The sequence below is a fragment of the Streptomyces sp. NBC_01233 genome, from assembly GCF_035989305.1.
Taxonomy (GTDB): domain Bacteria; phylum Actinomycetota; class Actinomycetes; order Streptomycetales; family Streptomycetaceae; genus Streptomyces.
Genome location: NZ_CP108514.1, coordinates 49,518 through 62,126, shown reverse-complemented (window position 1 = coordinate 62,126; position 12,609 = coordinate 49,518). Strand labels below are relative to the sequence as shown.

Below are 12,609 nucleotides of genomic sequence, written 5' to 3'. Positions count from 1 at the left end.
GTCCATTGCCCGATCTCATCCAGACGCCGCGAGCACTGGGATGCCCACGACCTGAGCCGAGTCGGGTCGGCAGACTCCCGCACCTGTCGGGGGCGCGATTTCGAAGCCTGTCCGAGACCCCAAAACTACCGCCCACCACCCCACCCCCGGCTAGCGAAACCACCCGATCGAAGTGGGGCCAAAACAACTTGCCGCAGGGGCGTGAAGCACCCTCCCGCACGCCCCCTACGACCCACCGCTGGGGCCAAAAGAACTCCGAACACTGGTCCCCAAAGAAGTCCTTACAAACACCCGACAGAGTCAAGCTGAGACAGCCCAGGTGTGAAACGGCGGCGAAGGACGTCCTGCAGACACCGCACCCCAAACCCCGGCACCCGCACCGACCCGATGACGGCAGGCGGAAGAGGGCGGTCTCGCGCCGCCGCAACCGTGAGGCCCGCCGGCTCGGCAGCGAGTTGGCCGAGCGCTGGGCAGCGTCGGGTGCAACGCCGTGCGTGGCGGCCCCGCTCTCCTCATGCGAAGGGCTCTTCGCGCCGTCTGTCGGTCTCGCAGCTCCCAGGTACACGCTTCGGCGCCTGATCCCGCGGGGACGTGGGAGGGGGTTGGCGCAGCGGACGCGCCGTTGGCCGCGCTGCGCGCCGCCGGTGTGCTGGAGCGGATCGCCGCCCGGGTGGCCCGGGAGACTGCGGGCGCGCTGTGTGACGACGGCATGCCGGCCGAAGCGGTGGCCACCGCCCTCGGGACCACCCGCTCCAAGACCCTGGTCCTGCTCCTGACCACCCGGGCCCGGTAACGGCACGCACCGCGCGGCCTGGAGGTCACGCCGAGCATGCAGGGGTGGTGCCGAACCGGTGGGCCTGGTGGGGGAATCGGGCGCTGGCCGCAAGATGATCGAGTTTGCTTCCTCCGGCGACCCGTAGGAGGCTCAGCAGCCGGAGCGCCGTAGCCTCGAGCGTGCGACGAGCACGCCGCGAGGGCTGTGGCTTGCATCGCAGGGCCGCGTCGAGCCCGGGGGGTTACGCGGGAGGCGTGCGAAAGGCGCCACGGGCCGCTGGCGCCATGGCCCTGGTGGTGACCTGTGGGAGGAACACGTGGAAAAGGCTGAGCCCCAGCGGCGATCGCACACTGCTGCGGGGGGTCCGGGTGAGGGCATGGAGGGTCTGCGTGAGCGCGGGTTCGCCCGCTACGGCGCTGAGCAACTCGGTATCATCCTGGCCGGCTCCGCTGCGAGGGATTTGGCCAGGATCCGGGAGGTCTTCGCGGCTCTGCCACCCGATCCGTACGCTCCGGGAACGAATCGGTTCCGCCGGTACTCCCATGCCGTGTACCTGCCGTGGAAGGACGAACTGTCCTGGATTCCCGGAACCCCCGACCCCGTCCACGGTACGGTCACCGACTTCTCCCAGGGCGAAGACACCCCTGAGTCCCCGCGGCCTCGGCGCGTGCTCCCCGACATCCCCGAGGCGCTGCGCGGCAACGCTCTGCTGTTGCGACTCCTGCGCTGGGACATTGAGCAGGTCCTGTCCCTGAAGGATCTGGGGAGACGGCCGCTGTGGGCTGGCGTCCACCTGATCAGGCTCGGCGTCGACCGTCCCGGCCAGGACGCCGTGTCCCTCCCGAACTGCCTGCACCAGGACGGAGGTTCGGCCAGCACGTTCACTTTCGCCCACCTGATCAGCCGTACCAACGTCGTCGGCGGGCAGAACGTCATCGCCACACCGGACAGCGCAGGCCTCCAGCCCGAGGACCCGTGGGTGGACGTCCACGCCGACTTCACCCTCACCGACCCACTGGATGGCTACGCCGTCCACGACCACAGGGTCAGCCACTACGTCGGCCCGGTCCGCGCGGGCTCCGAGCCAGGGCCGGGCGAACGGTCCGTCCTCATCGTCGGCCTCGCCCCGTACGTCCCCCAGCTGTGACACCGCCACCACCCGAGCCCGCCGAACACGCCAGTACGCGGGTGCCTGGGCGGCCGTACGGGAGCCCTCGGCCGCCTCGGCCGCGAGTCGGGCCACCAGCGGACCTTCCGCACCCGCACCCACCCGGATACGCCGATCATGCTCGGCTTCCCCGGCGTCGGGCCCGGAGTCGGCGCTCGCCTTCCGGCCGAGATCGGCGACGACCGAACCCGCTTCGCCACCGCCGGATGACTGCAGGCATACGCGGGCTCGGCCCCCGTCACCCGGGCCTCCGGCAAACGCAAGTACGCCGGCCGCCGGTTCGTGAAGAACAGTGGTGTGAAAGATCGTCAAACGACTCCGGATAGGCGACAAATGAAGCGATTACGGGCATGGATCGGCGCGGCAGTCCTGACGATTCCGCTGGTCATGTCACTCGGAGCGGAGGGCGTGCAGGCCGCTCCGCTTACGGATCTGCCATTGCCGCTTCGAAGTGGCGCCGACCAGTTGGTTCGGCCTGGAGAGCAGGTCGGCGTCTCAGTGGGCCTGCAGGACGCCGTCGACAATGGCGACAGGGTCTTCTCCGAAGCGTTCACCGCCGATGGCCGGATGAGGATGAACGATCCGCACGTCACCGCGGTCATGACCAGGGCATCGGCACGAAGGTGACTTGAGGGTGTTCACCCCAACTTGCCTTGCTGGGAGGGTTCGTGACGAAATGTGGCAGGCACGGTCACCGGCGATCATGTGAGTGTCTACGTCCCATGATCCTGCTGGAAGACCGTGCCTGCCGTTGCCGAATCATCCCTCATGCCCGCCTCGCTTGACCAACTCGCCACCGCATCGTCTCTGTCGGTTGAGGAGTGCCCGGGCCTGTTGACCTGCCTTGCGACGGTGACGGACCCCCGTGACCCACGGGGCCGGCTTCACCCCCTGGTCGGCGTGCTCGCCATCTGCGCCGCTGCGGTCCTGACCGGCGCGACCTCTCTGCTGGCGATCAGTGAGTGGGCGGCTGACGCCTCGCAGTCGGTCCTGGCCCGGCTCGGTGCCCGCTGCGACCCCTTCACCGGCCAACACCACGCCCCTGGTGAGGCCACCATCCGCCGGGTACTCGCCCAGGTCGACGGTGACGTACTCGACCGAGCCGTCGGCAGCTGGCTGTCCGCCCGATGCCCGCAACCCAGCGAGCGGTTGCTGCGGGCGATCGCGGTGGACGGCAAATCCCTGCGCGGCGCCGCCCGCGCGCACGACCGGAAGATCCACCTGCTGGCGGCCGTCGACCACGCCACTTCCGCCGTCCTGGGCCAGGTCGACGTTGAGACAAAGACGAATGAAATCACCTGCTTCCAGCCACTACTGGATGCCATCGACCTGACCGGAGCGGTCGTGACCAGCGACGCGATGCATACCCAACGCGAGCACGCCGAGTACCTGGGAGGCCGGGGCGCCCACTACATCGTCATCGTCAAGGGAAACCAGAAGAAGCTCCGCAAGCAGATGAAGTCCCTTCCCTGGAAGCAGATCCCACTCCAGAACCGCACCGTCGGGACCGGCCACGGCCGCAGCGAGATCCGCCGGATCAAGGTCTGCACTGTCGCCGGCCTGCTCTTCCCCGGCGCCGCCCAGGCCATCGAACTCAAGCGGCGCCGAGTCAACCGCAAGACCGGCAAGGTCAGCACCAAGACCGTGTACGCGGTCACCAGCCTGACCGCCGAGCAGGCCAATCCGGCCCAGCTCGCGTCCTTGATCCGCGGCCACTGGTCGGTAGAGGCGCTCCATCACGTGAGGGACACGACCTTTGCCGAGGACGCCTCACAGCTGCGGACCGGCAACGCGCCCCGCGCCATGGCCACCTGGCGCAACCTCGCCATCGGAGCCCTTCGCCTGGCCGGTCTCCGCAGCATCGCCACAGCTCTCAGAGGAAACGCCCGCGACGCCACCCGGCCCCTGCGAATCCTGGCCATTCCGTGATCAAAAAACGGTCATACCTGCTTCATGCCGGAGCCCTGCGGTCATGACGATCTCCTGCACCGCTGCGCCCGGGTCCTACGAGGTGCGCATCGGATCAGGTGGGGACTGCAACCCCTCCGAGGTCACGCGGCTCTGGGGGAGTGTCCGGGTGGCTCCGGCTGAAGAGACGGAGCGTGCGGCGTGCGCGATGCGGGTCTCCGAGCTGCCGCCTGAGCCCCAGGAGGAGCGCTGGTCTGCGGATGCGGAGTGGCCCGCGAGCCCATGGGACGTGCGGCCGGTGCGGGCTGGTGGGGAGATGACGGCCACCGATGGCCTGGAGACGGGCGGCGACGGAGGCGTCACGTTGACCTCGTCGGTGTTCACGCGACCAGTGGTCATGTACGGAGCGAAGAGGGTCTCCGCGGTCGTCCGCATCAGGTGCGACGCGAAGCCGGGTCTCCACACCGTGGTCTGGCGAGAGAAGGGGACGACTCTGTTGCTCAATTCCGGCTGCGTGGTTCGGTTGGTGCGTGATGATCTATCGTGCGGTCGCTTCCCTGTCGTGCGGCCGTGGGGGTGATGTGGATGTCGCTGCGGTCGAGCGGGTTGCCGCCAGTGCCGGAACGGACGGCGCGGGTGGCCCGGGCCGCTTTCCCGAAGGGGAGTCTGCCGATACGGGTGCGGGATCGGCTCGGTGAGGTGTTCGCGGACGAGCCGTTCGTCGAGGCGTTCGGGGTTCGTGGGGCCCCGGGATTGTCGCCGGGGGTGTTGTCGCTGGTCACGGTCTTGCAGTTCGCGGAGAACCTGACCGACCGGCAGGCCGCGGTGATGGCGGTGCGGGCGATCGACTGGAAGTACGCGCTCGGGGTGGAGCTGGAGGATCCGGGGTTCGACTTCAGCGTGCTGTCGAAGTTCCGGGCCCGGCTGGTCGAGCATGACATGGAGCGGGTGGTCTTCGAGAAGTTGCTGGAGCACTGCCGGGAGGCGGGGCTGGTGGCGGCGGGCGGGAAGCAGCGCACGGACGCGACCCATGTGATCAGCGCGGTGCGGGACCTGAACCGGCTGGAGCTGGCCGGGGAGAGCGTGCGGGCCGCGCTGGAAGCCCTCGCGGCGGCCGCGCCGTCCTGGCTGGCCAGCGTGGTAGACGTGCCCGAACTCGCCCACCGCTACGGGCAGCGGATTGAGGGCTGGACGCTTCCGGCCTCGAAGACGAAGCGGGAGCGGCTCGCGCTGGTCTTCGGGCAGGATGCGCTGGCCCTGTGCCGGGCGGTCTGGGCACCGGGGGCGCCCGGGTGGCTGCGGGAGATCGAGCCGGTCGCCCTGCTGCGGCAGGTCCTGGTCCAGACGTACGTGATCAGCACCGATACGCGCGGGCGGGAGGTGGTCAGGAAGCGGGAGGCCGACACGGACGGCGTTCCGCCCGGTTATCTCCGCCTCGCCTCGCCCTATGACGCCGACGCGCGCTGGGCGGCCAAGGGCGAGGATCTGTTCTGGCTGGGCTACAAGGTCCACCTCACCGAGACCTGCGACACTCCCGCCGAAGCCGAAGCCGAAGCCGAAGCCGAAGCCGAAGCCGAAGCCGAAGCCGAAGCCGGGGCGGTGGGGAGGCAGGAGCCGGTCCGGGCGGTGAACCTGATCACGGATGTGCTGACCACGGTGGCCACCGTCCCGGACGTGAAGGCGACCGCCACCGTCCAGGCCGCGCTCACCGCCCGCGGCCTGAAGCCGGCCGAGCACTACCTCGACTCCGGTTACCCCTCGGCCGACCTGATCACCCAGGCCGCAGGGCAGGGCGGCATCATCATGGTCACCCCCGTGCTCCTGGACCACTCGCCCCAGGCCAAGGCGGCCGCCGGCTATGACAAGAACGCCTTCGGCATCGACTGGAAGACACGCCAGGCCACCTGCCCCGAAGGCCGCACCAGCACCGGGTGGCACCCGGTGAAACAGCACGGACGCGACGCCATCGTCGTCGAGTTCGCCCGCTCCGACTGCCGCGAGTGCCCCGTCTTGAAGCTGTGCACCCGGTCCCGGCGCGGCAACCGGATGCTCACCCTCTACCCCGAACACCTCCACGCTGCCCTGACCACGGCCCGCGCCGAGCAGAAGTCCCGGACCTGGAAGGACAAGTACGCCCTGCGCTCGGGCATCGAGGGAACCATCAACCAGGCCCTCGACCTCACTGGCCTGCGCAGGGCCCGCTACCGCGGCCTCCCGAAGGTCCGCCTCCAACACACGTTCTCCGCCACCGCGATCAACATCGTCCGCCTCGACGCCCACTGGACCACCACGGACACCCCACCCCGAACCGGCCGCCTCGCTCGCCTCGGCTACCAGCTCACAGCCTGACCCCGGAATTGAGCAACAGAGTCGGGGACGCCGTCAAAGGTCTGGGCCCGACTGCGGGTGGAACCCGCGGCCCCTGACTGCCGCGACCCTGCCCCTACGCTGGCCGACGTGGTCAAGCGCACGGCTTCCTGGTCGGCGGCAGGCATCTGTGCTGCCGCGCTTGCAGTGGGGGTACATGCCCTGAAGCGGAGGCGGCGTGCCCATCCTGCCCTGTGATGGTGAAGCGTAGGCGCCGTGCGCTCCGGAAACGAGTGGTAGATATTGATCATCCCGTGAAGATCGCTATTGTTCATCCTGCTCCACCGAACACGAAAACTCCGCCGATCAGGGAACAACACGTGAAGCTCAAGAACTCGCCGCACCCGGCCGCGGTCGTCGGGCGCTGAAGCCTCGCGGGGTTCGCGGGGGTCGTGGTCGCGACCGATCGGTGCGTCAAAATAAAGGTCAACCCAGGACTCGCGCCCCTTTCGCCAGCGGCAGTCCTGGCCGGAAGCGGCTATTGCAGCGGCAGTGGCGGCGACGGATATTGCAGGTGAACGGACCGGCGGTCAAGTGATCCCGAAAAGGGAGTGCGGCCGACCGTGGCGACCGGAGAGAGACATGTCGGCTTCCGATTTTGAAAGGTTGCGGAGTGAATTATCTAACCGCTCTGGCGTCGGCCGCTTTCGGCTCCACCATATATCTCGTGACTTTCTCGACTGTGAGCTGGCTGAACCAGCTATCCTCGCGCGCTAAGGTCACGGGCCTGGTTGTGACCGGCACGGTTCTGTGCGCAGTTATCGGAATTATCGCGTTCGCGAGCCCGAGTGTCACGCTCGGGTTCATCGTGGGCGCCGGCCTGACACCGCCCCAGGGCATCGGCACGAAGGTGACTTGAGGGTGTTCACCCCAACTTGCCTTGCTGGGAGGGTTCGTGACGAAATGTGGCAGGCACGGTCACCGGCGATCATGTGAGTGTCTACGTCCCATGATCCTGCTGGAAGACCGTGCCTGCCGTTGCCGAATCATCCCTCATGCCCGCCTCGCTTGACCAACTCGCCACCGCATCGTCTCTGTCGGTTGAGGAGTGCCCGGGCCTGTTGACCTGCCTTGCGACGGTGACGGACCCCCGTGACCCACGGGGCCGGCTTCACCCCCTGGTCGGCGTGCTCGCCATCTGCGCCGCTGCGGTCCTGACCGGCGCGACCTCTCTGCTGGCGATCAGTGAGTGGGCGGCTGACGCCTCGCAGTCGGTCCTGGCCCGGCTCGGTGCCCGCTGCGACCCCTTCACCGGCCAACACCACGCCCCTGGTGAGGCCACCATCCGCCGGGTACTCGCCCAGGTCGACGGTGACGTACTCGACCGAGCCGTCGGCAGCTGGCTGTCCGCCCGATGCCCGCAACCCAGCGAGCGGTTGCTGCGGGCGATCGCGGTGGACGGCAAATCCCTGCGCGGCGCCGCCCGCGCGCACGACCGGAAGATCCACCTGCTGGCGGCCGTCGACCACGCCACTTCCGCCGTCCTGGGCCAGGTCGACGTTGAGACAAAGACGAATGAAATCACCTGCTTCCAGCCACTACTGGATGCCATCGACCTGACCGGAGCGGTCGTGACCAGCGACGCGATGCATACCCAACGCGAGCACGCCGAGTACCTGGGAGGCCGGGGCGCCCACTACATCGTCATCGTCAAGGGAAACCAGAAGAAGCTCCGCAAGCAGATGAAGTCCCTTCCCTGGAAGCAGATCCCACTCCAGAACCGCACCGTCGGGACCGGCCACGGCCGCAGCGAGATCCGCCGGATCAAGGTCTGCACTGTCGCCGGCCTGCTCTTCCCCGGCGCCGCCCAGGCCATCGAACTCAAGCGGCGCCGAGTCAACCGCAAGACCGGCAAGGTCAGCACCAAGACCGTGTACGCGGTCACCAGCCTGACCGCCGAGCAGGCCAATCCGGCCCAGCTCGCGTCCTTGATCCGCGGCCACTGGTCGGTAGAGGCGCTCCATCACGTGAGGGACACGACCTTTGCCGAGGACGCCTCACAGCTGCGGACCGGCAACGCGCCCCGCGCCATGGCCACCTGGCGCAACCTCGCCATCGGAGCCCTTCGCCTGGCCGGTCTCCGCAGCATCGCCACAGCTCTCAGAGGAAACGCCCGCGACGCCACCCGGCCCCTGCGAATCCTGGCCATTCCGTGATCAAAAAACGGTCATACCTGCTTCATGCCGGAGCCCTGGACACCGCCCGTACACCGGTGGATCCTGCAACGACGCAAGCGAGTCGCTGGTTCTTGACCTTCCGGCTCATGCCCTTGCAGCTCTTGCTGCTGGCTCTGGTGCGCTGGGGTGGTCCCTGTGCCCCGGAGAACCTCCTGTCCGGGGTAGAGCGAAGGAGGGGCCGATGGACAGCTTCGAGGTGGGGCAGACGGTCGTACGGCGCGACGTGCACCGCTCCGGCCGGGCGTGGAGCGAACTGGCGCTACGGGTCGTTGCCGACACCGGCGAAGCGCTGGTGACCGCCTGCGCGCCCGGGGCCGAGGCCCGCTGGCCCTCCCTGTACGCCAGGGCCCGAGACGACGGCGACGACCGGAGGCTGCGAGCCGAGGCATTCGAGGCGATGGCGACGGGGGAGTGGGACCTCGCGTCCGGTCGGTGGCAGGAGACCGAGCTGCTGTTGTGGAAGCCGCCGGGCGCATGGTTCAGCATCAACGCCTTCTTCACCGGCGCCGGGCTGCGCAACTGGTACGTCAACGTCGAGCACCCCAGCCGTCGAACCCAGGCCGGGTTCGACACCTTCGACCTGACCATCGACCTCGTCATCGACCCCGGCCTGGACCGGTTCACATGGAAGGACGAGGACGACTGCGCCCACGTACGACGGCTCGGCATCGTCACCGACGCCGAGCATCAGGCGGTGGAGGCCGCCCGCGGCCAGGTGCTCGCGATGCTCACCGACCGGACCGGGGCGTTCGCACACTCCGAGACGTGGGCGAACTGGCACTGGGAGAACGACTGGCTACCTCCCTGCCTGCCCGCGTAGAGATCCAGCCGGGGCAGGGGCACCCGGGATCCTCCTACTCGCCTCGAGCCGTCTGCTGGGCGGGCAGGTCGAGGTGCACGTTGATGTGGAAGAGTGCCTGTCCGGTGGGGACGGGATGGACCTCGAAGGCTTCGGTGAAGGCGCCGCCCGCCTGAAGCGAGGTGGCCGGTAGGCGCCTCCGTGTGGAAGCCCCCGGGGGTGACCGACGCCGTGGCGCAGCAGCCCGGCGGCCTGGCGCGGGTTCGGCGGTGCCCCCGTCAGGCCGGCCGGCCGCGCGTGCGCCAGGGCAGATCCTCGGCCGGCCGGCTGCGCGTGCGTGAACCGGGCCCGGGTGAGGCTCGGTTGGTACCGGTACCGGGGCGGCTGTTGTCGCGTCCCGGGTCTGCCGTCAGGTGTTGGGCAGGCGGCGGAAGCGGTCGTCGTCCTGGTAGCCGACCGCCGGTATGCCCAGCAGGTCGTCCACGCCGGGGAAGCCCTCGCCCGTCTGGAACTCCGCCCCGTGCACCGACGCGTTCTGCGGCGGGCCCGCGTACATGCCGGTGTGGGCGCTGCCCAGTTCCATGAGGTAGCCGCCCGTCGCCGACGGGCGGCGCCGGTCGTTGGCGACGGCCTGGGCGGCGTAGGTGTTCATGGCGGCGACGCGCTGGTAGAGGGCGGTCGCCGACATAGGGGGGCGGCGGGCCGGGCGGCCGTCGAGGCCCTTGACCCGGATGTGGTGCGTCCGGGCGGCCTCCAGCACCGCTCCCAGTCCGGTCGCGCCCAGGTTCATGTTGCTGTCGTAGCGGGCGACGAACGTCTGCAGTTCGGGGCTCATCGTCCCGTCGGCGAGGTACGCGTCGACGTGTGACTGGTATCCGTCGTCGCGGATGCTCTCCAGGTAGAGGGTGCTCACGTCGGCGGCCTGGATCTCTTCCATGTGCGTGCACAGGAACTGCCAGATGCGCGCCCCGGAGTGGGTGCCGCCGATGGCCACTCCGTCGAACTGCTCCAGCAGTGAGCGCAGGTCGCCCATCGCGTCCTGGGAGCCGGCGCCGGCCAGGGTGTCCTCCACCGTCTGGTGGCGCTGCTGCCGGTCCTCGGGAGTCTCCGTGTACGCGTCGCGCGTGGAGCGGGCGTCGCGGCCGAGTTGTGTGTCGCGTGCGTCCTGACGGTTCCAGTGGCCGAGGGTGCGCGGGTCGGCGCGGCCGATGCCCTCCAAGACATCATTGCGTCCTGCCGTCGGGGGGACGTCGGGCGCGAGCCTGCGGATGTTGCCCAGGTTGTAGTGGAGCAGCTGGTCGGTCTCCTGGAGTGTCTGCGGGTCCGCGTCGATGGCCACGCGCTGCTTGTTGCCGGCGTCCCGGGTGGCCTGCGGCAGACTCTGCCATTCGTCCGCCGTCAGCGCGTTCGGTGTGCGGTCCCTCGCGCGGGAGTTGCGGGGCCCCCGTACCCGCAGCGCTGGGCCCGGCGGGTGCTGGTGCAGTTCGTCCTGCTCCATGCGCTGGACCACGGGAGCGGGACCCGACGGCGACTCCGCGGTGTGCGCGTGCCGCTGTGCCTCGATGATGCGGGACACCACCGCGTTCCCGGCGAGACGCTGGAGTTGCAGCATCGACTCCGCGGTCGTTGCGCCGCCGGACCGCGACTGTCGCGCGGCCTGCGCGGCTCCCGGGCGCTGCGGCCCTTTCCGCTGCTCGTCACCGGTCTGCTGCACCCGCATGCGGCGTCCCCTCTGCGACATGGACTGGGAACGTCGAGTGTCACTGCTCTGCCTTCCTCGGCGGTACGTCCGCAGGGGCAGGTACGGGTGCAGGCGCCTTGCCCTTCACGCGTGGAGTGGGAGCGGGGTCGGCTCACCGTCCCCGGTGTGTCGGGCGGAGCGGGGCACGGGTGGGGGCTCCGGCTGTCAGGGGCGGCAGCCAGGGTCGGCGACGTACGCCCGCCAGCCGCAGGAAAGCCCACTGGGTGGGCAAAGCGGTCCGCAAGTCTCCGAGAACACGAAGGAACGGGCCCCGCCACCCAAGGGGCTGCCGGGCGCCGAGCAGTATGTGTGAGACTCCCTCTGAATGATCACTCGGGGGGAGTTTCGCGTTGAACGCGCTGTTGAAGAGGGTGTGGATCGGGCTGGCCGCGACCTTGATCGTGAGTCTGGCCTCCGTGGCCCTGCCGGACCACGTCCAGATAAACGACGACGGGCGCATCCACCTGGGCGCGCCCGCGCCCACGCCGTCGCCATCCATGGCGGCGCCCGCACCGGAGTCCACGTCACCGCCCCTCACACGGGACGCCGTGGACGAGGTGATCCGGACCGCGGTCAGCGCGGCGGGCCTCGACCCGGAGCAGGGCCGCCCGACCATCGCGGCCGGCGCCAACTCGAACAGGACGGGCTGGATGGCCGTCCGCGAGAAGACCGCCGCACAGTCGGAGGTGAACGCGATCTGCGCCGACCTGGAGCGCCAGGGCTGGACTCTGAACCCGAACGGCGACCGCCCCGACGCCTCCCGCAGCTACAAGCGCGGGGGCTGGTACCTGCTGGTGAGCACGCGCGGGAAGACACAGACGCCGTCCACCACCTCCGCCTTGACCGACTCGCAGACCTACCTGACCCTGACCGGGATCCAGCTGAACCTTTCCGACATACCCCTCCCCGAGATCACCGTCCGCATCGGCTGACCCCTCACAGAGAAGCCCACACCGTCTTCCCGGGGCACCCCGGCGCCCTGGGCCCGGCCGAGTTGGCCGGCCCTGTGCGGGAGCACTCGTCCCGCCTGTAGCCGCGCCCGACACAGCGACCTCGCTGCTTTCGTCGCCTTTCGTCGCCGCGGCTGACCGAGGCCTCTCTGGGTAGGACAGCCGTCCATCAGGGGCCAACCCGGCGGGCGGGCTGGGGGAGCGCGCGCAGGGGGCTCCCCCAGGGGGCGGGATCCGCTGGCCCACTCGGCGAGGAGGTGGCGGTCGACCAGGTGGAGTTGCTGGGATTTCGCGAACTGGGCGGCGTTGTCAGTGATGCGGCCGTTGGTGAGCATGACGAGGACGTCGCCGTGATGGACCTGCCTACCGGTCCCGTTGAGGACGTGCAGGTCGCGGGTGCCTACGGGCTTGCCGGACCAGCCGTCCCTCTTGTGTCTGCACTGGATGACCCACAAGGACGACGTCCTCAAGCGGCTGCGCCGCATCGAGGGTCAGGTGCGGGGCCTGCAGCGCCTGGTCGAGGAGGACACCCACTGCATCGACGTCCTCACCCAGGTCAGCGCCACCACCAAGGCGCTGCAGTCCTTCGCCCTGACGATGACGGACGGCCACCTCCACTCCTGCGTGGACGACGCCATCGTGCAGGGCGGCGACCAGGCCCAGGACAAGATCGCCGAAGCGTCCCGGGCGATCGCCCGCATGGTCCGCTCCTGAACCACCGCAG

General features: G+C 69.4%; 12 protein-coding genes and 1 pseudogene. 11 read left to right on the top strand and 2 right to left on the bottom strand.

All coding sequences use genetic code 11. The features are described 5' to 3' along the window. Positions 1-622: 622 nt before the first annotated feature. The 9 genes and pseudogenes from OG332_RS00300 to OG332_RS00260 all read left to right on the top strand — a co-directional run bounded on the left by OG332_RS00300 (position 623) and on the right by OG332_RS00260 (position 9,215). Complete coding sequence (locus OG332_RS00300) at positions 623-793, top strand: hypothetical protein (protein WP_327411500.1); 171 nt, start codon at positions 623-625, stop codon at positions 791-793. Between the two features lie 358 nt (positions 794-1,151). After that, on the top strand, positions 1,152-1,922 hold the full coding sequence (locus OG332_RS00295; protein WP_327411499.1) for a 2OG-Fe dioxygenase family protein: 771 nt from the start codon (positions 1,152-1,154) through the stop codon (positions 1,920-1,922). A gap of 114 nt (positions 1,923-2,036) precedes the next feature. Beyond that, positions 2,037-2,237: pseudogene (locus OG332_RS00290) on the top strand (transposase); the annotation flags it as partial. A 39-nt stretch (positions 2,238-2,276) separates the two neighbouring features. Then, positions 2,277-2,570, top strand: coding sequence for a hypothetical protein (locus tag OG332_RS00285; RefSeq protein ID WP_327419573.1), 294 nt, complete (start codon positions 2,277-2,279; stop codon positions 2,568-2,570). Positions 2,571-2,711: 141 nt separating this feature from the next. Next, positions 2,712-3,872, top strand: a complete 1,161-nt coding sequence (locus tag OG332_RS00280; RefSeq protein ID WP_442816085.1) for an ISAs1 family transposase — start codon at positions 2,712-2,714, stop codon at positions 3,870-3,872. Between the two features lie 564 nt (positions 3,873-4,436). Further along, a complete protein-coding gene (locus tag OG332_RS00275) occupies positions 4,437-6,200 on the top strand; it encodes a transposase (protein WP_442816086.1) in 1,764 nt (587 codons plus the stop codon). A gap of 685 nt (positions 6,201-6,885) precedes the next feature. Beyond that, positions 6,886-7,077: a hypothetical protein gene (locus OG332_RS00270; protein ID WP_327411497.1), complete on the top strand. Its 192-nt coding sequence runs from the start codon at positions 6,886-6,888 to the stop codon at positions 7,075-7,077. A 136-nt stretch (positions 7,078-7,213) separates the two neighbouring features. Further along, complete coding sequence (locus OG332_RS00265) at positions 7,214-8,374, top strand: ISAs1 family transposase (RefSeq protein ID WP_442816085.1); 1,161 nt, start codon at positions 7,214-7,216, stop codon at positions 8,372-8,374. 202 nt (positions 8,375-8,576) lie between these two features. After that, positions 8,577-9,215, top strand: a complete 639-nt coding sequence (locus OG332_RS00260) for a DUF402 domain-containing protein (protein ID WP_327411495.1) — start codon at positions 8,577-8,579, stop codon at positions 9,213-9,215. Positions 9,216-9,603: 388 nt separating this feature from the next. On the opposite strand, the gene OG332_RS00255 is transcribed toward OG332_RS00260, so the two are convergent. Beyond that, positions 9,604-10,914, bottom strand: a complete 1,311-nt coding sequence (locus OG332_RS00255; RefSeq protein WP_327411494.1) for a hypothetical protein — start codon at positions 10,912-10,914, stop codon at positions 9,604-9,606. Between the two features lie 371 nt (positions 10,915-11,285). Here OG332_RS00255 and OG332_RS00250 point away from each other — a divergent pair, with 371 nt between their 5' ends. Further along, the gene (locus OG332_RS00250; RefSeq protein ID WP_327411493.1) at positions 11,286-11,867 is read left to right on the top strand and encodes a hypothetical protein; all 582 of its coding nucleotides are present in this window, start codon (positions 11,286-11,288) and stop codon (positions 11,865-11,867) included. Here the strand turns inward: OG332_RS00250 and OG332_RS47735 are convergent. Then, the gene (locus OG332_RS47735) at positions 11,792-12,370 is read right to left on the bottom strand and encodes a restriction endonuclease (RefSeq protein WP_442816084.1); all 579 of its coding nucleotides are present in this window, start codon (positions 12,368-12,370) and stop codon (positions 11,792-11,794) included. The two genes, OG332_RS00250 and OG332_RS47735, sit on opposite strands and share 76 nt — an antisense overlap. Between OG332_RS47735 and OG332_RS00240 the strand changes: the two genes are divergently transcribed. Next, positions 12,330-12,599, top strand: coding sequence for a metal-sensitive transcriptional regulator (locus OG332_RS00240; RefSeq protein ID WP_327411492.1), 270 nt, complete (start codon positions 12,330-12,332; stop codon positions 12,597-12,599). The two genes, OG332_RS47735 and OG332_RS00240, sit on opposite strands and share 41 nt — an antisense overlap. The last annotated feature ends 10 nt before the right edge of the window (positions 12,600-12,609 follow it).

Bases quoted from the DNA above. Each gene is read 5' to 3' on its own strand.
- OG332_RS47735 (WP_442816084.1), bottom strand. From the start codon at position 12,370: ATGCGGCGCAGCCGCTTGAGGACGTCGTCCTTGTGGGTCATCCAGTGC.
- OG332_RS00240 (WP_327411492.1), top strand. From the start codon at position 12,330: ATGACCCACAAGGACGACGTCCTCAAGCGGCTGCGCCGCATCGAGGGT.
- OG332_RS00265 (WP_442816085.1), top strand. From the start codon at position 7,214: ATGCCCGCCTCGCTTGACCAACTCGCCACCGCATCGTCTCTGTCGGTT.
- OG332_RS00285 (WP_327419573.1), top strand. From the start codon at position 2,277: ATGAAGCGATTACGGGCATGGATCGGCGCGGCAGTCCTGACGATTCCG.
- OG332_RS00255 (WP_327411494.1), bottom strand. From the start codon at position 10,914: ATGCGGGTGCAGCAGACCGGTGACGAGCAGCGGAAAGGGCCGCAGCGC.
- OG332_RS00280 (WP_442816085.1), top strand. From the start codon at position 2,712: ATGCCCGCCTCGCTTGACCAACTCGCCACCGCATCGTCTCTGTCGGTT.
- OG332_RS00295 (WP_327411499.1), top strand. From the start codon at position 1,152: ATGGAGGGTCTGCGTGAGCGCGGGTTCGCCCGCTACGGCGCTGAGCAA.
- OG332_RS00275 (WP_442816086.1), top strand. From the start codon at position 4,437: ATGTCGCTGCGGTCGAGCGGGTTGCCGCCAGTGCCGGAACGGACGGCG.
- OG332_RS00260 (WP_327411495.1), top strand. From the start codon at position 8,577: ATGGACAGCTTCGAGGTGGGGCAGACGGTCGTACGGCGCGACGTGCAC.